A 23,147-nucleotide genomic window follows, 5' to 3' on the forward strand; every position below is an offset into this window, starting at 1 on the left:
CTGCCAGGCGGCGCCACCGGCGTCGAGCCACGGTCGACCGCAGCGGCCGCGGGCGGGACGGATCAGGTGCTGGCCGCGTTCGAGGGGAGCCCGTCCACCGCCGCCTCCCTCACCACGGCGGATATCAGGGTGACCACGCCACGGGCCCGACGCTGCAGCTCCCCCCGGCGACGGTAGGCGAAGGCGGCGAGGTCGAGGTGCGCGATCAGCTCGTCACGCGGCAGCACCATCGGGTCGGACAACGTCCGCAGCGCCTCTACCTCCGCGCTGCCCGGGCGGATCGTCGGGTCGTCGGGGCGGATGATCGTGACGTCCCCGAAGCGGTGCACCACGACGGGCCCTTTCCCCCGGTCGATCATCTCCTCCACGTCCGTCGTCGGGACGGCGACGAGATGCTGCGGTGCGGTGAGCGGTGGGCTCATGGATCCCTCCTTCGTCGGGGGCAGAGCACGGAGCCTCGCGCCAGATACGTCCCGTCCTCGGATCAGTGCTCCCGCGCCACCCGCACCGCACCCGGCTTGATCGTGATCCTCGCGGACACCGCACGAGGCACCACGTCGCCGTCGACCTGGAGCGGCCCCGGCGCCCGCATCCGGACCTCGACGACCTGCCCGCTGCGGTAGCGCAGCGCCGGGTGCCGCCGGTGCCGCACCCCCACCCCGGTCGCCGCGACGCGCCCCCACTCCCTCAGCCGCCGCGGCGCGACGACCGCGACGTGCAGCAGCCCGTCGTCCATCCGTGCACCGGGCACCAGCCGCGCCCCGAGCGGGAGGCGGCCCCCGTTGACGGCGAGCACGCTCCAGGCACGCTCCTGCTGCTCGACGGCGTCGTCGACCCGCACCTCGACCGTCCGTCCGGGACGGTGCAGCCGCCGCAGCCCCGGCGTGACGTAGGCCAGCCACCCCAGGCGCGCCTTCGCCACCGGCGACAGGGACGCGAGGACCTCCGCGTCGTGGCCCACGCCCACGACCACGAGGAAGGGGAGACGGATCGAGGAGCCGTCCTCCTGCCACACCTCGACCCGGCCCACGTCGACCGGAGAGGCGTCCGCGCCCACGGCCAGCCGGGCGGCCGGTCGCGCCCGCAGCGGCAGCCGCAGGCTGCGGGCGGCCAGGTCCGCGGTCCCGCAGGGCACGATCCCGACGGTGGCCACGGGGTCCGTCGCCCCGACGACCTCGCGGACGGTGCCGTCCCCGCCCGCGACGACGAGGCGGCGACACCCCAGCCCCAGCAACTCGCGGGCCTGCCCCGGACCGGGGTCGGCGACCGTCGTCGACCGGACCACGGGCGGCGGCTGCGCGGCCTCGGCGCAGGCGATGGCGACCTCCGCGCGGGCGCGCTCCGCTCCGCGTGCGGCCGGGTTGAGGACGAGCCCGACCGTGGGCACGACCGGCTCCCTCAGCCCAGCTTGGCCGTCAACGAGGTCGCCACCGCGTCCGGCGTCAGGCCGATGCGGTCGAGCACCTGGTCGCGGGACCCGTGGTCGAGGAACTCCCGAGGTATGCCGTAGCCGTGCACCGGCACGTCGACGCCCGCCTCCACGAACGCCTGCGACACCGCGCCGGCGATGCCGCCGCCGACGATGTTGTCCTCGATGACGGCCACCCGCCCGGCTCCGCGGGCGAGGTCGACGAGGTCCGGGCTCACCGGCAGCGCCCAGCGCGGGTCCACCACCATGACCCGGCGCCCCTCGGCACCCAGCTTGTCGGCCACCTCCAGCGCGGTGGCGGCCATGGAGCCGACGCCGACGAGGAGCAGCTCCAGCTCTCCCTGCTCACCGCCCAGGGCATCGACGTCCCGCAGGACGTCCAACGTCCCCACCTGACGGACGGCCTCGATGGGGGCGCCCACGCTGCCCTTCGGGAAGCGCACCACGCTCGGCCCGTCGTCGATGTCCACCGACTCGCGCAGCGCGAGCGCCACCTGCTGGCCGTCGCGCGGGGCCGCGACCCGAATGCCGGGCACGATCCCGACGAGGGTGAGGTCCCACATACCGTTGTGGCTGGCGCCGTCCGAGCCGGTGATCCCGGCCCGGTCGAGGATGAAGGTGACGCCCTGCCGGTGCAGCGCGCAGTCCATGAGGAGCTGGTCGAAGGCGCGGTTGAGGAAGGTGGCGTAGATGCACACCACCGGGTGCATCCCGGTGAACGACAGGCCGGAGGCCATCGCCACCGCGTGCTGTTCGGCGATGCCCACGTCGAAGACGCGGTCCGGGAAGCGCTCGGCGAAGGGCTGCAGGCCGACCGGGATGAGCATGGCCGCGGTGAGCGCGACGATGTCGTCCCGCTCCCGCCCGAGCCGCACCAGCTCGTCGCTGAACTCGTCGGTCCAGGACCGCCCGGAGAGCTCGAGCGGCAACCCGGTCTCGGGATTGATCTTGCCGACGGCGTGGAAGCGGTCGGCCTCGTCGGCGGTCGCCGGGTCGTAGCCGTGACCCTTCTCGGTGATCGCGTGCACGAGCACCACCCCGCCGAAATCGTGGGCACGGCGCAGCGCGGTCTCCATCGCCTCGACGTCGTGGCCGTCGACCGGGCCGAGGTACTTCAGCCCCAGGTCCTCGAACATTCCCTGCGGGCTGACGATGTCCTTGAGCCCCTTCTTCACCCCGTGCAGCGCCTCGTAGACCTGGCGCCCGACCACCGGGGTGCGGGCGAGCTGCCGCTTGCCCCAGGAGAGCATGTGCTCGTACTCCTGGGTGGCGCGCAGCGAGGCGAGGTACTCCGCCATGCCGCCGCGCGTCGGGGCATACGACCGCTCGTTGTCGTTGATGACGATGATGAGCGGCAGGTCCGGCTGGTCGGCGATGTTGTTGAGCGCCTCCCACACCATGCCGCCGGTGAGCGCGCCGTCGCCGATGACCGCGACCGTGTGCCGGTCGGTCTCGCCGCGCAGCTTGCGGCCGGTCGCGATGCCGATGGCCCAGGACAGCGAGGAGCTGGCGTGGCTGTTCTCCACCACGTCGTGGTCGGACTCGGCCCGGCTGGGGTAGCCGGACAGCCCGCCCTGCTTGCGCAGCGTCGAGAGGTCGTGCCGGCCGGTCAGCAGCTTGTGCACGTAGGAGATGTGCCCGGTGTCGAAGAGCAGCGTGTCGCGCGGGGAGTCGAAGACGCGGTGCAGGGCGATGGTGAGCTCGACGACGCCGAGGTTCGGGCCGAGGTGGCCGCCGGTCTGGGACACCGAGGAGATGAGGTAGGCGCGGATCTCCTCCGCGAGGGATGTCACCTGACCCTGCGTCAACCGCTTGAGGTCGGACGGCCCGGTGATGGTGCGCATCAGTGCCACGTGTCGTCCTCCGGCCTCGACGGCGTCGTTGTCAGCCGGATCAGTCTACGTGGCCGGTCCTGGGAGGACGCTGCACCCGGGCCTCGTGCGGTGGACGATGCCGACCCGCGCCTACGCTGGTGGGATGAGCGCGCAGCCGGGTCCGAGGGTCGTCGGCGTCTACGACGCCCGGGGCAGCGTGCTCGGGGAGGTGGCGTATGCCTGGGGCAAGCTGCGCGGCACCGCGCACTGCTCGTTGTGCGACATCACGCACTCGCCGGTCCGGCGCAAGAAGGCGTGGGACGAGGTGGCCGCCAGGATGGAGGCCACCATCGAGCTGCGGCACCTCGACCAGCTGACCCCGGCGCTGGAGGCCGCGGTGGACGAGGCCGGTGCGCCCGTGGTGCTGCTCGAGCGTGGGCGCGGGGAGGACGCCGGGCATACCGTGCTGCTCGGTCGTGCGGAGCTCGACGAGCTCGGGGGCGACGTCGCGCGCTTCGAGGAGGCCCTCCGCCGGCGCCTCGCCGAGCACGACCTGGCCTGAGCGCACCGCCGTCTCCGCGCCGGTGACCGTGGAACGCCGGCCCCGGCAGCACTTTCCCGGTCGGTGGGCGCATCTCTGCGCCGGTTCGTCATCTGGCAGCCTGGTCGAGGAGGCTCGCAGTGGACGACGAGGCTGTCAGGGGGCGGCTCGCCGGACGCCCGGGCTCAGGCGATGGGGGCGCGCAGCCGCAGGGCCTCGAGCAGCAGGCCGGCGGCCCGGTGGTTGGCGCGCAGCCGCAGCCCCTCCCGGGCCAGCGACTCCAGCACGTCGCCGATGGTGCCCGGCGGCAGCGCCGGCCCGAGCTCGGGGCGGACGTCGCGCCACGCGCCGCGCATGGCCTCGAGCTGGGCCTCCAGGTGCCGGGTCGCCATCCAGGCGAGCGCGGCCGGGTGCCGGCGCCAGGCGGCATACGCCCGGTAGTCGGCCGGGCACTGGTCGAGCAGCCAGGACACCGCCGCCTGCTCCCAACCCGCGACACCGGCCGGCGGGACCCGGTCGGGCCACCCGGGCGGTCCGCTGTTCATGCGAACAAGTGTACGACCACCGACGTCGGCCCGTCGTGTGCCGTCCTCGAGCCTCTCGTCCCCTATTATGAGCACGCATTCCTTCTCTATTTGACGAACGGGGCCCATCATGACCACCGCCGCCACCCCAGCCCTGCAGCGCGGTCGCCAGCTCCACCCGCTCCACGTCCGCCGCGCCACCGTCAGCCGCGTCGAGCCGCTCGGCGGCCGGATGCGGCGGGTCACGCTCGACCTCGAGGCCGGCGCGCCACCCATCCCCTGGGTGCCGCTCGCCGTCGGCGACCACGTCAAGGTCGCCTTCCCGCACCCGTCGACCGGCGAGCTGACCCTCCCGACCGTGGTGGACGACCGGCCCCAGCTCCCCGAGGGAGCCTCGCGGCCGGTGACCCGCGACTACACCGTGCGCGGCGTCGAGGACGCGCGGCCCGACGGCAGCCAGCAGGTGAGCATCGACCTCGTCGTGCACGGCACCGGACCGGCGAGCACGTGGGCCAGCAGCGCCGGGCCGGGCGATGTCGTCGGGCTGCTCGGCCCCCGGGGGTCGATGACCGAGCCGTCGGACGCCCGGCGCTACGTGCTCCTCGCCGACGAGACGGCCATCCCCGCGATCGGCCGCTGGCTCGAGGAGGCGCCCGCAGGCATACCGCTCGAGGTCGTGGTCCAGGTCCCCGACGCGAGCTGCGTGGTCCCGCTGCCGCAGCGCGACGGCGCCCGCATCACCTGGCTCATGAACGAGATGGACACCACCCTCGCGCAGGCCCTGCGCGACCTGCCCCCGGCCCAGGGGGACTACGTCTGGGCCGCAGGCGAGGCCGGCGCGATGGTCCAGGTGCGCCGTGCGGCGGCCGAGCTCGGCGTCGGCGGCGAGGCACTGCAGCCCAGCGCGCTGCAGGTGGACGGCTACTGGCGGCGCGGCGTGGCCGGTCGCGACCACCACGAGCCGCTGGGGAGCTGAGCCTCTTCACGACGCGCCGTCGTAGTGGCACGATGACCCCATGGCGACGCGCAGCAACGCGAAGAAGACCGAGGCGACCACGGGCGGGAGCACCGCAGGACCGGTGCCGCGGCTGAATAAGAAGGTCTACGAGGCCGAGCTGCTCCGGCTCCAGGAGCAGCTCGTCGAGATGCAGACCTGGATCAAGGAGACAGGCCACCGCCTCGTCATCGTCTTCGAGGGACGCGACGCCGCCGGCAAGGGCGGGGCGATCAAACGGGTCACCGAGTACCTCTCCCCCCGCGACGCCCAGATCGTGGCCCTGCCGACCCCGACCGAGCGGCAGAAGACACAGTGGTACTTCCAGCGCTACATCGAGCACCTGCCCGCCGCCGGGGAGACCCGGCTCTTCGACCGCTCCTGGTACAACCGCGGCGGGGTCGAGCGGGTCATGGGCTACTGCACCCCGGAGGAGCACCGGCGGTGGCTGCAGCAGACCCCGATCTTCGAGCGGATGCTCATGGACGACGGGATCCTGCTGCGCAAGTACTGGTTCTCCGTCTCCGACGACGAGCAGGAGCGCCGCTTCCGGTCCCGGATGGAGGACCCGATGCGCCGCTGGAAGCTCTCCCCCACCGACCTGGAGTCGCTGACCCGGTGGGAGGACTACAGCCGGGCCAAGGACGAGATGTTCGTCCACACCGACATCCCCGAGGCCCGGTGGAACGTCGTGCCGTCGGACGACAAGCGCTCGGCCCGCATCAACATGATCGCCCACCTGCTCTCGACGATCCCCTACGAGCAGGTCGAGCAGGCCGAGCTGACCATGCCGGAGCGCCCGGACTCGACCGGCTACCAGCGCACCGACCGACGGCTGCAGCTGCCGGTCCCCGACCACGCCGCCGCCGTCGGTGAGGCCGCCGGCAAGCCCGTCGAGCGCCGCTCGCAGCAAGACCTCAGCTAGATCCCGCAGCGCCCGACCGGCCGAGCTTCCGGTATGCGCGCGCTCAGTGTCGCCCCGGTGCCGCGAAGCCGCGTGCGGCCGCGACCCCGACCCCGGGCTCGGTGAGGTGCGAGCCCAGCGCCCGGACCTGGTCCGCGGTGACGTCCACGCCGGCGCGCAGCACCTCCTCGACCCGCGACCCGAGGTCCGGGACGAGGTCGTCGTCTCCCTCACCCTTGGCATACTCGGTGATTGTCCGTCGCGCGCGGTCGTCGGAGACGGCCGGCAGGTCCAACGAGGCGAAGCCGTCGTCGAGGTCGTAGGGCGCCCGGCGCCACCGCTGCCCGTCGAAGGCGTAGATGAAGGAGACCCACTGACCGTCTCGCCGGTCGTGCCAGCCGAGCGCGTCGCCCCACCACGGCTCACCCGCCGCCAGCAGGTCGGTCTCGGGCCGCTCGAAGTATGCCGCCGCCTCCCCGTAGAAGGTGTCGGAGTACTCGTGGTCGGAGCCGACGAGGAGCGCGCGTCCGTCGGCGTAACGGTAGAGACGGCACCAGTTGCCACCGCCGTCGTGGTAGTACCAGTCACCGTCGTCCGAGCGGCAGTCCTCGCTGCCGTAGCCCACGCTCCCGAGCACCGCGGCGACCGCGGCCCAGCGCGGTCGGAGCTGGTCCGGCGCGGGCAGGTCGAACTCCACTGGTCCGCGCGGCGGATCCCCCACGCGTCCGTCGGCGGCGGTCTCGGGCCCGTCCGCAGGCGCACTGTCGCGGTCCGCGGGCCTTTCCTTGTGGTCGCGCCGCCCGAACATCGTCCGGAACCATCCCATGACGGCTCCCCTCCCCTGGCTGTCGTCTGCGCTGCGTCAGTCGATCTGCAGCTCGCCCATCGGCTCCCAGCCCTCACCCTCGACCTGCCGGGAGATGATCTGCGGAGTGCCGGTGAGATGCGGGCGCATCGCCTCGATGCCCTCGGTGAAGTGCGGGCTCTCGACGTGCTTGGCCGCGCCCTCGTCGGTGAACGTCTCGACGAGGACGTACTGCAGCGGGTCCTCCAGGCTCCGGGACCACTCGAAGGAGATGTTGCCCTCCTCGCTGCGGCAGCCGGCGGTGTAGTCGGCGACGATCTCGGACCAGCGCTCGGCGGACTCGGGCTTGACGGGGAACTTGACCACGATGAAGTACATGCCCCGATCGTGGGGTGCCCCGCGCCGGACGTCAAGCGCGGCTGCCCCATGATGGGGGCGTGAGCACGACACCCGCCGGTGCGCGCACCGTGGAGCGCACCTTCGACCTGCTGGAGCTCGTCGCGGACCGGGGCGGCGCCACCGCGCGGGAGCTCGCCGACGAGCTCGGCCTGCCGCTGTCCACGGTCTACCGGCTGGCCGCGGACCTCGTGGCGAGGGACTACCTGCTCCACCTGCGCCACGAGGGCCGCTTCGAGCTCGGCTACAAGCCGCACCGTCTGGGCCTGGCCCTGCACCGGCAGATCGGCCTGTCCGCCCAGGTGCGGCAGCGGATCGTCGACCTGCACCGCGCGACCGGCTGCGCGGCATATCTCGCCGTGCGGCGGGGCGCCACCCTGGCGCTCATCTTCGTCGCCGACTCGCCCGAGTGCCCTCGGCTGGAGCCGATGACCTTCGGCTTCCGACAGGCGCCGCACGCGACCGCCTTCGGCAAGATCCTGCTCGCCGACCTGGACGACACCGAGCGGCAGGTGGAGCTCGCCCGCCACGGGCTGCCCGCCCTCACCCCGCGCACCATCACCGACACCGGGGTGCTCGAGGCCCACCTGGCGCGGGTCACTCGTCGCGGCGTCGCCTGGGAGTTCGAGGAGTTCCTGCCCGGCAGCAGCTGCGCCGCGGTGGCGGTGCGCCGGCCAGACGGCGGCCTGCTCGGCTGCGTGGCCGTCTCCGCGGGTGCCGCGCGCTTCGACGGACCGGACCTGCGCATCGAGCACCGGCTGCGGATGGCGGCCCGTGACGTCGCCGCGTACTTCCGCCGCGTCGACCCCGACGTTCTCACGCACTGAGAACAACCGTGGCGGGCTCCGCCGGGCGCGCCTAGCGTGGGCGACACGTCGCACGACGCGGTGCGACGGGGACGAGGAGGCTCCATGGCGGACAAGGACTCGGCGACGATCAAGCGGGACACCAGCTCCGCGCTCCGGGGCGGCCCGGCCACGCTCACCTCACGTCAACGCCAGATCCTGGTGCGCGTGCTCCGGCTGGCCTACCCGCACGACACCTTCCCCGACGGCCCCTACGAGCGCACCGCGGACGCCGTGGTCGAGGCGACCGCCGACGACCGGCGTCTGGCCGCCACCCTGGGTCCCGACCTGGACATGCTCGACACGATCAGCGACGGCGACTTCCTCGGGGCCTCCGACGAGACGGCGACGCTGCTCCTGCGGGAGTACGCCGACGAGCCCTACTTCCGGCAGATCCGCGGGGTGGCGGTGGTCGCGCTGTACGACGACCGCGAGGTGTGGGAGCTGCTCGGCTACGAGGGGCCGAGCTTCGACCAGGGCGGCTACCTGACCCGGGGTTTCGACGACCTGGACTGGCTGCCCGAGCCGCGGATCACCGAGTACGACGGTGAGCCCCGAACCGAACTGCGCGACGTGGAGGAGCAGCGATGAGCACGCACGGAAACCCCATCCCGCTCAACGAGCCGGTCGTCGTCGTCATCGGCTCGGGGGCCGGCGGTGGCACCGTCGCCCACGACCTGGCGACCGAGGGGGTCAAGGTCGTCGTCCTCGAGGCCGGTCCCTACCTGACCGCGGACGACTACACCAACGACGAGTGGCCCGCCTTCAACCAGATGGCGTGGCTGGACATGCGCACGACCTCCGGCTCCTACCGCGTCGCGCGGGACTTCCCCAACCTGCCGGCGTGGATCGTCAAGGCCGTCGGCGGGACCACCACGCACTGGGCCGGGGCGACGCCGCGGTTCATGGCGCACGAGTTCGCCGCCCGCAGCACCTACGGCGAGGTGGAGGGCGCGAACCTGCTGGACTGGCCGGTCACGCTCGAGGAGATAGAGCCGTGGTACGACCGGGCCGAGAAGGCGATGGGCTCCTCGCACCGGCACGGGCGGCCGCCGATGCCGGCGAACAACAACTACAAGGTCCTCGCGAACGGTGCCGAGCGCGCCGGTTACAAGTACTACGCCACCGGTCCCTACGCCACCAACGCCGAGCCCTACGACGGCCGCCCCGCCACCGTGCAGGACGGGTTCAACTTCCAGGGGGACAAGTCCGGCGCCAAGTGGTCCACGCTCGTCCGGGAGATCCCGCGGGCCCTGGAGTCCGGGAACGCCGAGCTGCGCCCGCTCTGCCAGGCGGTGCGGATCACCCACGGCTCCGACGGACGGGCCGACGCGGTGGAGTATCTCGACGCCGACGGCAACCTGCACCGGCAGGCGGCGCGCGCCGTGTGCGTCGCCGGCAACTCCATCGAGACGCCGAGACTGCTGCTCATGAGCGACTCGCCCTCGCACCCGGACGGGCTGGCCAACTCCTCCGGTCAAGTCGGCCGCAACTACATGCGGCACCTGACCGGGTCCGCCTACGCACGCTTCGAGCAGCCGGTGCGGATGTACCGCGGCGAGACGATGGCCGGCATCATCGCCGACGAGGCGGTCCACGACCCGTCCCGCGGGTTCGTCGGCGGCTACTACATGGAGACCCTGTCACTGGGTCCGGCCTTCCTGGCCACCTTCGTCGAGCCGGGCAGCTGGGGCCGCGAGTTCACCCGGCTGATGGACGCCTACGCCAACACCGCCGGTATGTGGCTGCTCGGCGAGGACATGCCGCAGGAGTCGAACCGGGTCACCCTCGACCCCGACGTCAAGGACCACTGGGGACTGCCCGCCCCGCACGTCCACTTCGACGACCACCCGAACGACATCGCGATGCGGCGGCACGCCTACCGTTCCGCGGACACCGTCTACCGGGCCGCGGGTGCGGTCGGGGTACACCACACCCCGCCCTACCCGGCGACGCACAACCTCGGGACCTGCCGGATGACCTCGGACCCTGCCGATGGACCGCTCAACGGGTGGGGCCAGGCGCACGACGTGCCCAACCTCTTCGTCGCGGACGGATCGGTGATGACCACCGGTGGCGCCGCGAACCCGACCCTGACCATCGTCGCCCTCGCCATGCGACAGGCCGACCGCATCCGGGAGCTGCTGCGCACCGGCGACCTGTGAGGGGCCGTGAGACCAGGCTCAGGTCGGTGGGCCTGCCGGTTCCTCGATGCCGAGCCGTCGCCCGACGGGGCCGAGGGTGAATCCCTGGACCAGCACCGAGACGACCACGAGGAAGAAGACGACGCCGAAGACCTCCCCGGCCTGGGCCAGCCCGGCGGTCGCCGGGAAGGTGGCGAGCACGACCGGCACGGCGCCACGAAGCCCGGCCCAGGAGACGTAGGCGCTCTCGCGCGCCGAGAACCCGCTGGGGAGCAGGCACAGGAAGACGCTCACCGGTCTCGCGAGGAACATGAGGATGAGCGCCAGCACGATGCCCACCGGAGCGACCCCGACCAGCTCGGAGGGGAAGACCAGCAGTCCCATGGTGATGAACATCGCGATCTGCGCAATCCACGCCAGGGCGTCACTGACCTGGATGATGAGGCGGCGGTGCGAGCGCACCCGGTTGCCGAGCACGAGACCGCACAGGTAGACGGCCAGGAAGCCGTTTCCCTCGATTGCCTGCGCGGTGCCGTAGGTCGTCAACGCCACCCCGAGGCACAGCACGGGGTAGAGACCCGGGATGGACAGTCGCAGCGCGTCGGCCCCCACCGCCGCGACGCCCCCCAGCAGCAGGCCGAGCACGGCACCCACGACGATGCCCAGCAGCACGCCCGCGAGCGCCGTGCCGAGGCTGGCCTCGCCACGGGTGAGGATGCCGATGAGGGTCACCGTGAGGATGACCGCCATCGGGTCGTTGGTGCCGGACTCGAGCTCGAGCAGCGACCGCAGCCGTCGACGGGGCGCAGGGCTGCCGGACCGGAAGAGACCGAAGATGGCCGCCGCGTCGGTGGAGGAGACGATCGCCCCGATGAGCAGCCCCTCGGTCCAGCTGATGCCGTCGCCCCCGAGGCGCAGGTCGGTGTAGGAGCCCAGCAGCCACCAGGCGGCGGTGCCGAGGATGAGCGTGCTCACGAGCACGCCACCCGTCGCCAGCAGCAGCCCCGGGCCGACGACCGAGCGCACCGAGGACCACGCGGTGTCCAGGCCGCCGGCGAAGAGGATGACGACCAGGCATACCGTGCCGACGCTCTGCGCCAGCCCCGGCGAGTCGAAGGCGATGCCGCCCGGCCCCTCCGAACCGGCCGCCATGCCCAGCCCGAGGAAGAGCAGCAGGACCGGCATCCGGAGCCGCTCCGACAGCCGCACCGACAGCACGGCCAGGATGAGCAGCACCCCGGCGGCGAGCACCGTCAGATCCATGATCCCGGTGCCCGCCGCGCCAGTGGCCTCAGACGGTCGCCAGGGACCGCAGGACGTACTGCAGGATGCCGTCGTTGCGGTAGTAGTCCGCCTCGCCGGGGGTGTCGATGCGCACGACCGCGTCGAACTCCACGGGCTCGCCACCGTCCTTGGTGGCGGTGACCTTGACCGTCTTCGGCGTCGAGCCCTCGTTGAGCCCGGTCACCCCGGAGATGTCGAAGGTCTCGGTGCCGTCCAGGCCCAGGCTCTCAGCGTTCTGCCCCTCCGGGTACTGCAGCGGGAGGACACCCATACCGATGAGGTTGGAGCGGTGGATCCGCTCGTAGGACTCGGCGATGACCGCCTTGACGCCCAAGAGCCGGGTGCCCTTCGCCGCCCAGTCGCGGGAGGAGCCGGAGCCGTACTCCTTGCCGGCGAGCACGACGAGCGGAGTGCCGGCCTCGGCGTACGCCTGGGCCGCGTCGTAGATCGTGGTCTGCCCGCCGCCGTTGCTGAAGTTGCGGGTGAAGCCGCCCTCGACCCCGTCCAGCAGCTGGTTCTTGAGCCGGATGTTGGCGAAGGTGCCCCGGATCATGACCTCGTGGTTGCCGCGGCGCGAGCCGTAGGAGTTGAAGTCCTTGCGCTCGATGCCGTGCTCGGAGAGGTACTTGCCGGCGGGGCTGTCCGCCTTGATCGAGCCCGCGGGGCTGATGTGGTCGGTGGTGACCGAGTCGCCCAGCAGCGCCAGGACGCGAGCGCCGGAGATGTCCTCCACGGCCTCGGGCTCGGCGCCCATGCCCTCGAAGTACGGGGGCTTGCGGACGTAGGTCGACTCGCCGGCCCACTCGAAGGTGTTGCCGTCCGGGGTGTCCAGGCTCTGCCAGCGCTCGTCACCGGCGAAGACGTCGCTGTAGTCCTCGGTGAACATGTCGCGGCTGATCGAGGAGGCGATGGTCGCCTCGACGTCCTCCGGCGCGGGCCAGATGTCCTGGAGGTAGACGTCGTTGCCGTCCGTGTCCTGCCCCAGCGGCTCGGCGTCGAAGTCGAAGTCCATCGTGCCGGCGAGGGCGTAGGCGATGACCAGCGGCGGCGACGCGAGGTAGTTCATCTTCACGTCCGGGTTGATCCGGCCCTCGAAGTTGCGGTTGCCGGAGAGCACGGAGGTGACCGCGAGGTCGTTGTCGTTGATCGCCTGGCTGATCTCCTCGACCAGCGGGCCGGAGTTGCCGATGCAGGTCGTGCAGCCGTAGCCGACGAGGTGGAAGCCGAGCTGCTCCAGGAAGGGCCACATGCCCGCCTTGTCGAAGTAGCCGGTGACCACCTTGGAGCCTGGGGCCATCGACGTCTTCACCCACGGCGCGACGGTCAGGCCCTTCTCGACGGCGTTCTTGGCCAGCATCGCGGCGGCCATCATCACCGAGGGGTTGGAGGTGTTGGTGCAGGAGGTGATCGAGGCGATCGCGACGATGCCGTGGTCGATCTCGAACGTCTCGCCGTCCATCGTGACCTCGACCGGCTTGGATGCGCGGCGGGTGGACCCGTCCTTGGAGCGCCCGGAGCGCATCGGCCGGGCGGCCTGCTGACCGGCGTCGCTGGCGTCGTGCGACGGGGCGTCCGAGGCCGGGAAGGTGTCCTCCAGCTCGTGGTCGACGGCCGACAGCTCGGCCTCGCCATCGGCGTAGTTGACCAGGTCGGCGCAGAACTGCTGCTTGGCATTGGTCAGCTCGATGCGGTCCTGCGGGCGCTTGGGCCCGGCGATGGAGGGCACGACGGTGGACAGGTCGAGCTCGAGGTACTCGCTGTAGCGGGCCTCGTTGGCCGGGTCGGCCCACATGCCCTGCTCCTTGGCGTAGGCCTCGACGAGCGCGACCTGCTCGTCGGACCGGCCGGTGAGCCGCAGGTAGTCGAGGGTCACGTCGTCGATCGGGAAGATCGCGCAGGTGGAGCCGAACTCCGGGCTCATGTTGCCGATCGTGGCCCGGTTGGCCAGCGGCACCTGGGTGACGCCCTCGCCGTAGAACTCGACGAACTTGCCCACCACGCCGTGCTCGCGCAGCATCTCGGTGATCGTCAGCACCACGTCGGTGGCGGTCGCGCCGGAGGGCACCGCGCCGGTGAGCTTGAAGCCCACGACCCGCGGGATGAGCATGGAGACCGGCTGACCGAGCATCGCGGCCTCGGCCTCGATGCCGCCGACGCCCCAACCCAGGACGCCGAGGCCGTTGACCATGGTCGTGTGGCTGTCGGTGCCCACGCAGGTGTCGGGGTATGCCTGCAGCGCGCCGTCGGCGCCCGACTCACGGGTCATGACGGTGCGCGCCAGGTGCTCGATGTTGACCTGGTGGACGATGCCGGTGCCCGGGGGCACGACCTTGAAGTCCTCGAAGGCGGTCTGGCCCCAGCGCAGGAACTGGTAGCGCTCCTCGTTGCGCTCGTACTCGATCTCGACGTTGCGCTCGAAGGCGTCGGGGCGGCCGAAGACGTCGATGATGACGGAGTGGTCGATGACCAGCTCGGCCGGCGCCAGCGGGTTGATCTTGGTGGGGTCGCCGCCGAGATCGCCCATCGCCTCACGCATGGTGGCGAGGTCGACGATGCACGGCACACCGGTGAAGTCCTGCATGATCACGCGTGCCGGGGTGAACTGGATCTCGGTGTCGGGCTCGGCGTCGGCGTCCCAGCCGGCGAGCGCGGTGATGTGGTCGGCGGTGATGTTGGCGCCGTCCTCGGTGCGCAGCAGGTTCTCCAGCAGCACCTTGAGCGAGTACGGGAGCGTGTCGGCACCCTCCAGCCCACCGATCCGGAAGATCTCGTAGCTGGCGTCCCCCACCTCCAGCGTGCCCTGGGCATCGAAGCTGTTCGGATTGGTGCTCAACGTGGGTCGCTCCTTCGCTCACTGGCTATTTATCTTGACATCAAGATATCTCACCCAGGGTGCCTGCCGCAACGCGCGGGCATACCCGGATGTCGCCCATCCTGCCGCACCCTGGCCCCGACGTCAGGTGAGGCTTGCCTGTGCCCTGCTGTCCGGTGCGGCCGGGTCAGCCCAGGCCGTGCCGCCCGAGCGGCCCGATGAGCTCGCGCTCCTCGTAGGCCAGGTGCGAGAGCAGGGTGTCGGTGAGCAGGTCCAGCGAGCGCTGCACCCCCTCCAGGACCTCCTCGCCCGCGCGCCCGGTCCCGTCCTCGGCGACCAGCCGCACCAGCGCCTTGTCGAACTCGTCCAGCACCTCGTGGATGACGACGTGCTCCTCCTCGAGCCGGTCCAGCACCGGCGCGAGGTCGGGCTGGCGGTGCCGCAGGTGCGGGAAGACGCTCCGGTCCTCCAGCGTGTGGTGCCCGGTGACGATCCGGCAGTAGGACTCGCAGTAGGCGCCCAGGGTCCAGTTGTTCTGCCGCATCGTCATCGTGTTGATCACCGAGCGCGCCGCGCCGACCGTGACGTGCCCGCGCCGCACCTGGTCGAGCACGTCGCGCACCTGCTCCAGCTCCGAGCGCAGGCCGTCGTGGATGTCGACGAGGTGCTGCGCCTGCTCGGGGTGCCGGCCGGGCTCCCCCGCCGGGGCGGAGGGACGTGCGCCCTCGTCCCAGGGCATCGAGGGCGAGAGGCGTGTCCCGTTGTCCGGCGTCGCGGTGACGGCATGCCCCTGCCCGTGCTGCTCCTGGACGGCGCCGTCCGCGGTCCCCGGTCCCGCGTCGCGCGGAGCGGAGGTCGCTGGGACGCCTGTCGCCTCCGCCGACTGCTGCGCCCGTCGCGCCCGCTCGGCGTCGACCAGCTCACGGGTCGCCGGGGCGATCTCGGCGGCGTAGCGGCGCACCACGTCCGGGTCGTCGGTCCCGAGGACGTAGCAGCTCATGCCGACGTCCAGGGTCAGCTCCGCGAGCTGCTCGGCCCAGTCCTGCGGGCGGCCCCGGAGGAAGCCGCTCCCGGTCCCGAACGACCCGAAGACGTTGTAGATCCGGCGCACGGCGGCGGGCGGACGCCCCGCCTCCAGCGCCGCCTCGTCGACGCGCGCGGCGAGCTCAGGGAGGGCGGGCGGGTCGGCATACCCCATGCTCGGGACCCACCCGTCGGCGAGGCGTCCGGTGAGCCGCAGCATCCGCGGCTTGTAGGCCCCGAGCCAGATCGGGATGTCGTGGGCCGGGGCCGGGCCGGCGTGCAGACCCCGCGCCGTGTAGTGCTCTCCCTCGAAGCGCAGCGTGCCGCCGGCCCAGAAGGCCTTGATGAGCCCGACCGCCTCGGCCAGCGCGTCGACCGCCTCGCCCGGCGTGCGACGTGGACCGCCCGCGGCGACGATGGCGTCCCAGAAGGCACCGGCCCCGAGCCCGAGCTCGACCCGCCCGTCGGTGAGCAGGTCGAGCGTGGCGGCGGCCTTGGCCAGCACGACCGGGGGCCGCAGCGGCAGGCTCGCGACGTTGGGGGCGAGCCGGATCGTCGTGGTCCGCGCGCCGAGCACGGAGAGCAACGTCCAGGTGTCGAGGAAGCCGTCCTGGTAGGGGTGGTCCTGCACCGAGACCACGTCGAGGCCCTCGACCTCGGCGAGGGCGACCAGCGAGAGCAGGTCGGGGATCCGGCGGGCGTCCGGCGTCGGGAAGATGCCGAACTCGAGCTGCTGGTCCAGGTCGGGCATGGTGCCTCTCATCGTTCAGCGCGGGGCGCCGGGGCGCAGCAGCGCCAGGCACTCCACGTGGTGGGTCATCGGGAAGGCGTCCAGCACCCGCAGCGCCTCCGGCTCCAGCCCGGCCTCGCGGGCGGTCGCGAGGTCGCGGGCCAGCGCCGCCGGGTCGCAGGCGACGTGGACGACCGCGCGGGGACGCAGCGCGGCGAGGGCACGGACGACGTCGCCGCCGGCGCCGCTGCGCGGTGGGTCGAGGACGACGAGGTCCACCCGCTCCCCGTCGGCCACCAGCCGTTCCAGGGCGGCGGCGGTCGGCTCGGCGACCGCCCGCGCCCAGGGGTATGCCGACAGGTTGCCGCGCGCGGACCGGGTCGCTTCCTCGTCCGCCTCGACGGCGAGCACGCGGCCCTCCGGGCCGACCGCGTCGGCGAGGGGCGCGGCGAAGAGCCCGACGCCGGCATACAGGTCCAGGGCGCTCTCCCCCGGCTGCGGGTCGAGCCAGGCCAGGACCTGCTCGGTGAAGGTGGCGGCGGCCCCGGGGTGCACCTGCCAGAACCCGCGGGCGGAGACGGTGAAGTCGTGCTCGCCGACCCGCTCGGTGACCTCGGGGACCGGACCCACCGGCACCGTGGGTCGGCGGGCCGCCCGCCGACCGGTGCCCGGGCGGCGGCCCCGGGGACGGTGGCCGCCGGAGGGCGCCGCGAGGGGGACGACGACCGGCTCGCCCACGGCCGGGGCGACGACGTCGAGAGCAGTGACCACGTCTGCGGCCCGGGACCGTCCGGTCGTGCCGGGGACGAGCTCCTGCGCAGCGGCGAAGACCCCGGTGCCGACCACGCCGGGGGCGGCGATGCGGCAGTCGTCGACGTCGACCACCTCGTGCGAGCGGTGCGCCCGCAGGCCGGAGACGGGCGGGTGCCCGGGCACCTGTCGCAGCGCCACCTCGACCCGGGTGCGCCACCGCAGGCCGTGGTCGTCACCGGGGACCGGGTCGCAGACCAGCTCCGCTCCCCCGCCGAGGCGGCGGACCTCCTCCGGTCCCAGCCCACCGACCCGCAGCAGCTGCTCGGTGACGACCTCCGCCTTGAGTGCACGCTGCGCCGCGAGGTCGGCGTGCTGCCAGTCGCACCCGCCGCAGCGTCCCGGGCCGGAGAAGGGGCACGGGGGCTCGACCCGGTCCGGCGAGGCACGGTGGACCGTGACGGCGTCGGCGCGCAGGAAGCGGCCGCCGCTGCCGACGCCGGTCACGCGCGCCCGCACCTGCTCCCCCGGCAGGGCGTGCCGGACGAAGACGACGAGGCCGTCGTCGGCGTCCCCGACCCTGGCCACGCAGTGGCCGCCGTGCGCCACCGGGCCGACGAGGAGGTCCAGCTCGTCGCCGACCGCCGGGACCGCGGCCGCGTCGGTGCCCGGCACCTCAGCGACCCTGCGTCGGGTCGATCGCGGCCGTCCCGCTCGCGTCGTCCTGGGGCTGGGCGGGGGTGCGTCCGGTCGCGAGCATCCAGCCCATGACCACCACGGCCAGCAGGTAGGCCGGCCAGCTCAGCACGATCTTGGTGACGCCCAGCCAGGCGACCTGCTCGGCGAGGTAGAGCGGCAGCATGATCGCGACGCGCAGCGCGAAGAGCGCGACGAGCACCCAGGTGAGACGGGCGCAGACCGCGACCAGGCCGGGGTCGCGGCGCCAGGCGGTGGGTCGCTCGGCGAAGTCGGGGTCGCCGAGGGCGACGATGAAGCCCAGCAGGGGCCAGCGCGTCAGGATCGACACCAGGGCGGCCACGCCGTAGAGCCCGCTCACCAGGATCCCGGGGAGGAAGGCGTCCTGGGCCTCCCCGGAGCGCAGCGCGAAGAAGGCGGCGATGCCGGTCGCGAAGATCGCCGAGCCGAGGAAGCGCCACGAGCCGCCGACGAACCCGCGGATCACCGTGAGCACGACCAGCAGCGCCGCCGCGGCCACCACGGCCGGACGGACGGCATCGGTGACGAGCCAGGTGGTCACGAAGGCGACCGTCGGCAGCGCCGTCTCCAGCGAGCCGTACCACCCGCCGAGGGCCTCGCTGATCCGCCGGCGGATGACCTGCTCGACGGTCTCCTGCGCCGAGCCGGTGGACCCGACGGACCCTGCCGCGGGCTCCTGCCCCGGCCCGTGGTCGGTCATGTGAAGTCGGGGTTGCGCGGGGCCTTCGGCGCGTCGGTGGGTGCCGGCTCCGGCGCGGGGGCCGCCCCCTCACCCGAGGTGTCCGCCGCGTCCCCGGTCGACAGCCCGACACCCGCGACCGCCGTGGCGTCGCTCGAGCCGCTCGCGGAGGGTGCCTTGCGGACGGCCTCGGCCGCCGCGGCGCGCCGGGCCTGCTCCTGCTGCTCGCGCCGCGCCTGCGCCTCCTTGGCGACGGCCTCCGCGAAACCCTGGGGCGGGGTCAGGGTGAGGACCTCGCGCGGCGGGCGGGGCTCGTCGCCTCTGGTCACCACGATGCGCCGGACGAAGGACAGGATGCCGCGGACCTGGTGGTCGTCGGTCGCGGCCGGGCCACCGATCACGACGCGGAGGAACCACCGGGGACCGTCCACGCCGACGAAGCGGGCCGGCTGGTAGGCGACGCGCCCGTCCGGGGCGCGCCCGGGCATGCGAGCCCGCAGTTCCTTGCCCATGCGCCCGTCCACGACCTCGGCCGCTCCCCCGGAGTCGACCAGGCCGCGGGCGATCTCGGCCCGGAGCTCCTCCCAGATGCCCTCGGTGCGGGGCGCCGCGAAGACCTGCACCTGCGCCTGCGAGGCGCCGAACCCGAGGGTGGCGCCGATGACGCGCCCGGAGCTCTGCTCGATGTCGAGACGCAGCTGCATCCCCTTGACCGAGGGGATGCGGAGCGCACCGAGGTCGATGCCGCCGTCCACCTCCGGCCACTCGGTGATGTCGTAGGGCCCGTCCTCGGCGCGCACCCAGTCCCGGTCGACCCCAGGCTCCCCCTCGGCGGGCTCGGGCCGGACGGCGACGGTGTCCTCCTCGTCGAGGAGGAGCTCGTCGTCGCTGAGCTGCTTGGTCTTGCGTCGGCCGAAGAGTGCCACGGGTGGCTCAGTCCTTCTGCTGGGTCGGTCCGGCGGTCGCCGGGAGGGGGGTGGAGCGGCCGGTATGCCCGTGGCCGCCGGCGCCGCGCGCCGACTCGCCCAGGTCCTCGACCTCGGTGAAGACGGGACGGGCCACCTGTTGGACGACGAGCTGGGCGATGCGGTCGCCGCGCTGCACGTCCACCGGCGTCCGCCGGTCGGTGTTGAGCAGGTTGACGAAGATCTCGCCGCGGTAGCCGGAGTCGACCGTGCCGGGAGCGTTGACGATCGTCAGGCCGTGCCGTACCGCGAGCCCGGAGCGGGGGTGGACGAAGGCGGCATACCCCTCGGGGACGGCGAGCGCCACGCCGGTGCCCACGAGCACGCGCTCCCCCGGCGCGATGCTGACGTCCTCGCGCGCGTGCAGGTCGACCCCGGCGTCGCCGGGTCGCGCCTGGGCGGGCACGGGCAGGCCGTGGTCCAGCCGTCGCAGCGCGACGGGGACGGTCAGCGGCTCGGGGGGCATGGTCATCGAGGGTAGCCGCCCGCCGGGCGGGGACGGCCGGTGACCGTCCCCGCCCGTGACGGCGTCGGCACGGTGCTCAGGCTGCGCACTCCGTGCACACCGGCATCCCCCCGACCTCCTTGGCCAGCTGGCTGCGGTGGTGCACGAGGAAGCAGCGCGAGCAGGTGAACTCGTCCTGCTGCCGGGGCAGCACGTGCACCGACAGCTCCTGGTCGGACAGGTCCGCCCCCGGGAGCTCGAAGCCCTCGGCCTGCTCGGTCTCGTCGACGTCGACACTGCCCGAGGACTTGTCGTTGCGCCGAGCCTTCAGCTCCTCGATCGAGTCCTCGTTGAGCTCGTCGTCGTTCTTGCGTGGTGCGTCGTAGTCGGTCGCCATCTTGCCTCTCTTGCCATCGCCGCGTGGTCTCGTCGTCCCTGAACGCCGAGAGCCTCGATTTTGTGCCCACCGAGGCCGCCGGTGCACATCCGCCGCGCGGGAGTATGCCCTATCCGCCCCGGGCCGCGCGAGGCGGTATCGGACGGGCGCTCAGGGGCGGGCGGAGAGCCGGTCGATCTCGTCGCTCAGCAGGGGGTGGAGGGTCGCGTTGGCGGCGAGCGCAAGGTCGCCCGAGGGCGGGCCCGAGCCGCCCGGTCCGGTGACCACGCCGCCGGCCTCGGTGACGACGAGCCACCCTGCCGCAAGGTCCCACGGCTGCAGCCCGCTCTCCCAGTAGCCGTCCACGCGGCCGGCCGCGACATGGCACAGGTCGAGAGCCGCGGCACCCATCCGTCGGACGTCGCGCACGCGGGGCAGCAGGTCGGAGACGACCGCCGCCTGACCCCGCCGCACCGCACGGTCGTAGGAGAAGCCGGTGGCGAGCAGCGCCGACTCCAGCCGGTCCTGGTTCCCCAAGGCCAGCGACCGGGTCGTCCCACGTCCCGTCACGCGGGCGCCACCCCCGGCGCGCGCGTGGAAGACCTCGTCGGTGCGGGGGTTGATCACCGCGCCGGCGACCGGCGTCCAGGCGCCCGGCGTCGTGGGGTCACCGAGGACGACCGCGACGGAGACGGCATACGAGGGGAGGTCGTAGAGGTAGTTGACGGTGCCGTCGATGGGGTCCAGGACCCAGGTGAGTCCGGTGCTCCCCGCCCCATGGCCGCCCTCCTCGCCGAGCACGCCGTCCTCGGGTCGGGCCGCGGCGAGGCGGTCCCGCAGCAGCGCCTCGGCGCGGGTGTCCATCTCGGTGACGACGTCGAGGTCGCTGCTCTTGGTGTGGGCCACGCCCAGCCCGTCCGGCCGCTCCTCGCGGATGAGCGCCCCGGTCTCCTCGGCCAGGTCGACCGCGAGGCGCTCCAGCTCGACCCGTTCGTCGGCCGGGACCTGGTGCGGGTCCGGAGCGTCCTCGGGGTCGGGCGGGCCGCCCATCAGTCGCTCCCGCAGGCCGCCGGCTTCGCCTGACGCAGGTTGGGGCAGCAACCGGGGCGGCAGATCGAGGGGCGCGGCTCCTCACCCGGCCAGGTGGGGCGCTCGACGTCCTCGTCCCGCGCCTGCGCGGCGCGCTCCAGCGCGAGGTCGACCAGGCCCATGACGAACTCGGTGTCGGTGCCGACGGTCGGCACGCGCAGCATGTGGAGGCCGAGCTCCTCGGCGGTCTCGGCGGCCTCGGTGTCGAGGTCGAAGGCGACCTCCATGTGGTCGGAGACGAAGCCGATGGGGGCCACGACGACGTCGGTCACCCCGCGGCCCGCGAGCTCGCGCAGGTGGTCGTTGACGTCCGGCTCGAGCCACGGCTGGCTCGGCGGGCCGGAGCGCGAGCAGTAGGTCAGGTCGTGCTCGACCTCGACGCCGAGCGTGGCCGAGACCTCGCGGCTGATCGCGGCGGCGAGCTCGGTGTGCTGCGCGGAGTAGAGGTTGCCGTCCTCGTCCCCGGGCCCGGACGTGTCGTCCATGGCGACCGGGAGGGAGTGGGTGACGAAGACCAGGTGCGGAGCGTCGCCGGAGCCGCTGGACTCCATCCGCTGCCGGACCGCCTCGGTGACGATGCGGGCGTTGGTGCCGGAGAAGCCGGGGTGGTTCCAGTACTGCCGCACCTTGTCCACGTGCACCTCCTGCCCGTCGGCGCGCAGCTCCTCCTGGGCCGCCGCGATGTCCTCGCGGTACTGCCGGCAGGAGGAGTAGCAGGAGTAGGCGCTGGTGGTCACCGACAGCAGCCGGGTCATGCCCTCGGCGGCGGCCTCCCGGAAGGCGTCGGCGAGGAACGGCTCGGAGTTGCGGTTGCCGAAGAGCACAGGGATGGTCAGCTCGCGACGGGCGAGCTCGGCCCGGATCGCCTCGATGAGTGCGCGGTTCTGGTCGTTGATCGGGCTCTTGCCGCCGAACTCGTAGTAGTGCTCGGCGACCTCCGCGAGCCGCTCGTCGGGGATGCCCCGACCGCCGGTGACCCGCCGCAGGAACGGCATGACCTCGTCCGGGCCCTCCGGGCCGCCGAAGGAGGTGAGGACGATCGCCTGGTAGGGGAAGAGGTCGTTCTCCTCCGACTCCTGCAGGGTCTCCTCGAGCTCGGCGACGACCTCGTCCTGCGCCGAGCCGGCCTCGGGTCCGGTGGCCGCGGGGTCGGCGACTCCCGGGTCGGCGGCGTCGCTGGGGTCGGTCATGGGGTTGCTCATGCTGCGTCTCCTCGAGAGGGGATGGGGGTCGGGGCGTGCAGGTCGAAGACGATGGCGGCGACCCGGATCCCCAGCACGAGGGCCAGGGTGGACCAGACCACCAGGAAGGACAGCTGTCCGAGCTCGGCCGCGGTGACCACGACCGCGGCGCCGAGCAGGGCGGGCACGGCATACAGCTCGCGGCGGAGCACCTCGGGCACCTGACCCACGAGCACGTCGCGGATGACCCCACCGCCGACGGCGGTGATGCCGCCGACGAAGACGGCTGCCAGCGGTGGCGCGCCCAGGACCACGGCCTTGAGAGCACCCGCCACGGCGAAGGTCGCGAGCCCGACGGCATCGAGGTACTTCACGGCCTGGCTGATCCGGTGCAGCCGCAGCTTGGGCCGGTGACGGGAGAGGTCGACGAAGAGGCCGTGGAAGGCGAAGACGACCAGGCCGGCGAGCAGGACGGTGAGGACGTACCAGGGGTTGCTGATGCCGTCGGGAGGGACGTCGCCGAGGAAGACGTCGCGGATGATGCCGCCACCCAGGCCGCTCACCCAGGCGAGCACCGCGACGCCGAAGAGGTCGAGCCGGGCCCGCACCGCGACCAGCCCACCCGACAGCGCGAAGACGAAGATCCCCGCGAGGTCGAGGGCGAGACGCACATCGGCGGAAGCGGCGATCATGGCCCCTT

At 73.0% G+C, this 23,147-nt stretch carries 23 protein-coding genes; 6 read left to right on the plus strand and 17 right to left on the minus strand.

Going from position 1 to position 23,147, the window contains the following annotated elements:
* Nucleotides 1-62: 62 nt before the first annotated feature.
* The 3 genes from BJF86_RS16535 to dxs all read right to left on the minus strand — a co-directional run bounded on the left by BJF86_RS16535 (nucleotide 63) and on the right by dxs (nucleotide 3,282).
* The gene (locus BJF86_RS16535; protein ID WP_075820567.1) at nucleotides 63-422 is read right to left on the minus strand and encodes a hypothetical protein; all 360 of its coding nucleotides are present in this window, start codon (nucleotides 420-422) and stop codon (nucleotides 63-65) included.
* Between the two features lie 62 nt (nucleotides 423-484).
* Entirely contained in the window at nucleotides 485-1,387 is a 903-nt protein-coding gene (locus BJF86_RS16540; protein ID WP_075820569.1) for a diacylglycerol/lipid kinase family protein, read from the minus strand.
* Nucleotides 1,388-1,398: 11 nt separating this feature from the next.
* Nucleotides 1,399-3,282 (minus strand): 1-deoxy-D-xylulose-5-phosphate synthase, encoded by a 1,884-nt coding sequence (dxs, locus tag BJF86_RS16545; protein ID WP_075820571.1) that lies wholly within the window; start codon nucleotides 3,280-3,282, stop codon nucleotides 1,399-1,401.
* A 124-nt stretch (nucleotides 3,283-3,406) separates the two neighbouring features.
* Between dxs and BJF86_RS16550 the strand changes: the two genes are divergently transcribed.
* Nucleotides 3,407-3,805, plus strand: a complete 399-nt coding sequence (locus tag BJF86_RS16550; protein WP_143553907.1) for a hypothetical protein — start codon at nucleotides 3,407-3,409, stop codon at nucleotides 3,803-3,805.
* A gap of 164 nt (nucleotides 3,806-3,969) precedes the next feature.
* Here the strand turns inward: BJF86_RS16550 and BJF86_RS16555 are convergent, their stop codons facing one another.
* The gene (locus tag BJF86_RS16555) at nucleotides 3,970-4,329 is read right to left on the minus strand and encodes a hypothetical protein (protein ID WP_022923755.1); all 360 of its coding nucleotides are present in this window, start codon (nucleotides 4,327-4,329) and stop codon (nucleotides 3,970-3,972) included.
* A gap of 109 nt (nucleotides 4,330-4,438) precedes the next feature.
* Between BJF86_RS16555 and BJF86_RS16560 the strand changes: the two genes are divergently transcribed.
* Both BJF86_RS16560 and ppk2 read left to right on the plus strand, forming a co-directional pair.
* Nucleotides 4,439-5,284: a siderophore-interacting protein gene (locus tag BJF86_RS16560; protein ID WP_083653285.1), complete on the plus strand. Its 846-nt coding sequence runs from the start codon at nucleotides 4,439-4,441 to the stop codon at nucleotides 5,282-5,284.
* 40 nt (nucleotides 5,285-5,324) lie between these two features.
* Nucleotides 5,325-6,227, plus strand: coding sequence for a polyphosphate kinase 2 (gene ppk2 / locus BJF86_RS16565; RefSeq protein ID WP_083653287.1), 903 nt, complete (start codon nucleotides 5,325-5,327; stop codon nucleotides 6,225-6,227).
* Between the two features lie 43 nt (nucleotides 6,228-6,270).
* Here ppk2 and BJF86_RS16570 read toward each other — a convergent pair whose 3' ends face one another.
* Complete coding sequence (locus tag BJF86_RS16570; RefSeq protein ID WP_143553908.1) at nucleotides 6,271-7,032, minus strand: proteophosphoglycan 5; 762 nt, start codon at nucleotides 7,030-7,032, stop codon at nucleotides 6,271-6,273.
* Nucleotides 7,033-7,068: 36 nt separating this feature from the next.
* Nucleotides 7,069-7,389 carry a putative quinol monooxygenase gene (locus BJF86_RS16575; RefSeq protein WP_075813866.1) on the minus strand — a complete coding sequence of 107 codons (321 nt, stop codon included), beginning with the start codon at nucleotides 7,387-7,389 and terminating at the stop codon, nucleotides 7,069-7,071.
* A 59-nt stretch (nucleotides 7,390-7,448) separates the two neighbouring features.
* Here BJF86_RS16575 and BJF86_RS16580 point away from each other — a divergent pair, with 59 nt between their 5' ends.
* The 3 genes from BJF86_RS16580 to BJF86_RS16590 all read left to right on the plus strand — a co-directional run bounded on the left by BJF86_RS16580 (nucleotide 7,449) and on the right by BJF86_RS16590 (nucleotide 10,417).
* Nucleotides 7,449-8,234, plus strand: a complete 786-nt coding sequence (locus tag BJF86_RS16580; protein WP_075813864.1) for an IclR family transcriptional regulator — start codon at nucleotides 7,449-7,451, stop codon at nucleotides 8,232-8,234.
* 84 nt (nucleotides 8,235-8,318) lie between these two features.
* A complete protein-coding gene (locus BJF86_RS16585) occupies nucleotides 8,319-8,843 on the plus strand; it encodes a hypothetical protein (RefSeq protein ID WP_237767582.1) in 525 nt (174 codons plus the stop codon).
* Nucleotides 8,840-10,417 carry a GMC family oxidoreductase gene (locus BJF86_RS16590; RefSeq protein ID WP_075813862.1) on the plus strand — a complete coding sequence of 526 codons (1,578 nt, stop codon included), beginning with the start codon at nucleotides 8,840-8,842 and terminating at the stop codon, nucleotides 10,415-10,417. Before BJF86_RS16585 ends, BJF86_RS16590 begins: the two co-directional genes overlap by 4 nt.
* Before the next feature lie 18 nt (nucleotides 10,418-10,435).
* Here BJF86_RS16590 and BJF86_RS16595 read toward each other — a convergent pair whose 3' ends face one another.
* The 11 genes from BJF86_RS16595 to BJF86_RS16645 all read right to left on the minus strand — a co-directional run bounded on the left by BJF86_RS16595 (nucleotide 10,436) and on the right by BJF86_RS16645 (nucleotide 23,139).
* The gene (locus tag BJF86_RS16595; protein ID WP_075820577.1) at nucleotides 10,436-11,659 is read right to left on the minus strand and encodes a potassium/proton antiporter; all 1,224 of its coding nucleotides are present in this window, start codon (nucleotides 11,657-11,659) and stop codon (nucleotides 10,436-10,438) included.
* 28 nt (nucleotides 11,660-11,687) lie between these two features.
* Nucleotides 11,688-14,513 (minus strand): aconitate hydratase, encoded by a 2,826-nt coding sequence (locus BJF86_RS16600; protein WP_075820579.1) that lies wholly within the window; start codon nucleotides 14,511-14,513, stop codon nucleotides 11,688-11,690.
* Nucleotides 14,514-14,679: 166 nt separating this feature from the next.
* A complete protein-coding gene (locus BJF86_RS16605; protein WP_075820581.1) occupies nucleotides 14,680-16,266 on the minus strand; it encodes an LLM class flavin-dependent oxidoreductase in 1,587 nt (528 codons plus the stop codon).
* Nucleotides 16,267-16,281: 15 nt separating this feature from the next.
* Nucleotides 16,282-17,670, minus strand: coding sequence for a class I SAM-dependent RNA methyltransferase (locus BJF86_RS16610; RefSeq protein ID WP_083653291.1), 1,389 nt, complete (start codon nucleotides 17,668-17,670; stop codon nucleotides 16,282-16,284).
* A 1-nt stretch (nucleotide 17,671) separates the two neighbouring features.
* The gene (locus BJF86_RS16615; RefSeq protein ID WP_022923744.1) at nucleotides 17,672-18,412 is read right to left on the minus strand and encodes a DUF3159 domain-containing protein; all 741 of its coding nucleotides are present in this window, start codon (nucleotides 18,410-18,412) and stop codon (nucleotides 17,672-17,674) included.
* Nucleotides 18,409-19,317 (minus strand): DUF3710 domain-containing protein, encoded by a 909-nt coding sequence (locus BJF86_RS16620; protein WP_075820583.1) that lies wholly within the window; start codon nucleotides 19,315-19,317, stop codon nucleotides 18,409-18,411. Before BJF86_RS16620 ends, BJF86_RS16615 begins: the two co-directional genes overlap by 4 nt.
* Nucleotides 19,318-19,324: 7 nt before the next feature.
* Complete coding sequence (gene dut, locus BJF86_RS16625) at nucleotides 19,325-19,828, minus strand: dUTP diphosphatase (protein WP_075820585.1); 504 nt, start codon at nucleotides 19,826-19,828, stop codon at nucleotides 19,325-19,327.
* A gap of 70 nt (nucleotides 19,829-19,898) precedes the next feature.
* Nucleotides 19,899-20,198 (minus strand): DUF4193 domain-containing protein, encoded by a 300-nt coding sequence (locus tag BJF86_RS16630; RefSeq protein ID WP_022923741.1) that lies wholly within the window; start codon nucleotides 20,196-20,198, stop codon nucleotides 19,899-19,901.
* 150 nt (nucleotides 20,199-20,348) lie between these two features.
* Nucleotides 20,349-21,227: an inositol monophosphatase family protein gene (locus BJF86_RS16635; protein ID WP_083653294.1), complete on the minus strand. Its 879-nt coding sequence runs from the start codon at nucleotides 21,225-21,227 to the stop codon at nucleotides 20,349-20,351.
* Nucleotides 21,227-22,468, minus strand: a complete 1,242-nt coding sequence (locus BJF86_RS16640; RefSeq protein ID WP_237768283.1) for a ferrochelatase — start codon at nucleotides 22,466-22,468, stop codon at nucleotides 21,227-21,229. The genes BJF86_RS16635 and BJF86_RS16640 overlap by 1 nt, the downstream gene beginning before the upstream one ends.
* Nucleotides 22,465-23,139: a trimeric intracellular cation channel family protein gene (locus BJF86_RS16645; RefSeq protein ID WP_075813848.1), complete on the minus strand. Its 675-nt coding sequence runs from the start codon at nucleotides 23,137-23,139 to the stop codon at nucleotides 22,465-22,467. Before BJF86_RS16645 ends, BJF86_RS16640 begins: the two co-directional genes overlap by 4 nt.
* Nucleotides 23,140-23,147 lie beyond the last annotated feature (8 nt).

Source organism: Serinicoccus sp. CNJ-927 (assembly GCF_001942435.1).
GTDB classification, from domain to species: Bacteria; Actinomycetota; Actinomycetes; order Actinomycetales; family Dermatophilaceae; genus Ornithinicoccus; species Ornithinicoccus marinus.

Excerpts from the sequence above, each read along its gene's own strand:
- BJF86_RS16615 (WP_022923744.1), bottom strand. The coding sequence starts at position 18,412 with ATGACCGACCACGGGCCGGGGCAGGAGCCCGCGGCAGGGTCCGTCGGG.
- ppk2 (WP_083653287.1), top strand. The coding sequence starts at position 5,325 with ATGGCGACGCGCAGCAACGCGAAGAAGACCGAGGCGACCACGGGCGGG.
- BJF86_RS16590 (WP_075813862.1), top strand. The coding sequence starts at position 8,840 with ATGAGCACGCACGGAAACCCCATCCCGCTCAACGAGCCGGTCGTCGTC.
- BJF86_RS16640 (WP_237768283.1), bottom strand. The coding sequence starts at position 22,468 with ATGAGCAACCCCATGACCGACCCCAGCGACGCCGCCGACCCGGGAGTC.
- BJF86_RS16605 (WP_075820581.1), bottom strand. The coding sequence starts at position 16,266 with ATGCCCGACCTGGACCAGCAGCTCGAGTTCGGCATCTTCCCGACGCCG.
- BJF86_RS16555 (WP_022923755.1), bottom strand. The coding sequence starts at position 4,329 with ATGAACAGCGGACCGCCCGGGTGGCCCGACCGGGTCCCGCCGGCCGGT.
- BJF86_RS16645 (WP_075813848.1), bottom strand. The coding sequence starts at position 23,139 with ATGATCGCCGCTTCCGCCGATGTGCGTCTCGCCCTCGACCTCGCGGGG.
- BJF86_RS16560 (WP_083653285.1), top strand. The coding sequence starts at position 4,439 with ATGACCACCGCCGCCACCCCAGCCCTGCAGCGCGGTCGCCAGCTCCAC.
- BJF86_RS16570 (WP_143553908.1), bottom strand. The coding sequence starts at position 7,032 with ATGGGATGGTTCCGGACGATGTTCGGGCGGCGCGACCACAAGGAAAGG.
- BJF86_RS16535 (WP_075820567.1), bottom strand. The coding sequence starts at position 422 with ATGAGCCCACCGCTCACCGCACCGCAGCATCTCGTCGCCGTCCCGACG.
- dut (WP_075820585.1), bottom strand. The coding sequence starts at position 19,828 with ATGACCATGCCCCCCGAGCCGCTGACCGTCCCCGTCGCGCTGCGACGG.
- BJF86_RS16630 (WP_022923741.1), bottom strand. The coding sequence starts at position 20,198 with ATGGCGACCGACTACGACGCACCACGCAAGAACGACGACGAGCTCAAC.
- BJF86_RS16550 (WP_143553907.1), top strand. The coding sequence starts at position 3,407 with ATGAGCGCGCAGCCGGGTCCGAGGGTCGTCGGCGTCTACGACGCCCGG.
- BJF86_RS16595 (WP_075820577.1), bottom strand. The coding sequence starts at position 11,659 with ATGGATCTGACGGTGCTCGCCGCCGGGGTGCTGCTCATCCTGGCCGTG.
- BJF86_RS16635 (WP_083653294.1), bottom strand. The coding sequence starts at position 21,227 with ATGGGCGGCCCGCCCGACCCCGAGGACGCTCCGGACCCGCACCAGGTC.
- BJF86_RS16585 (WP_237767582.1), top strand. The coding sequence starts at position 8,319 with ATGGCGGACAAGGACTCGGCGACGATCAAGCGGGACACCAGCTCCGCG.
- BJF86_RS16575 (WP_075813866.1), bottom strand. The coding sequence starts at position 7,389 with ATGTACTTCATCGTGGTCAAGTTCCCCGTCAAGCCCGAGTCCGCCGAG.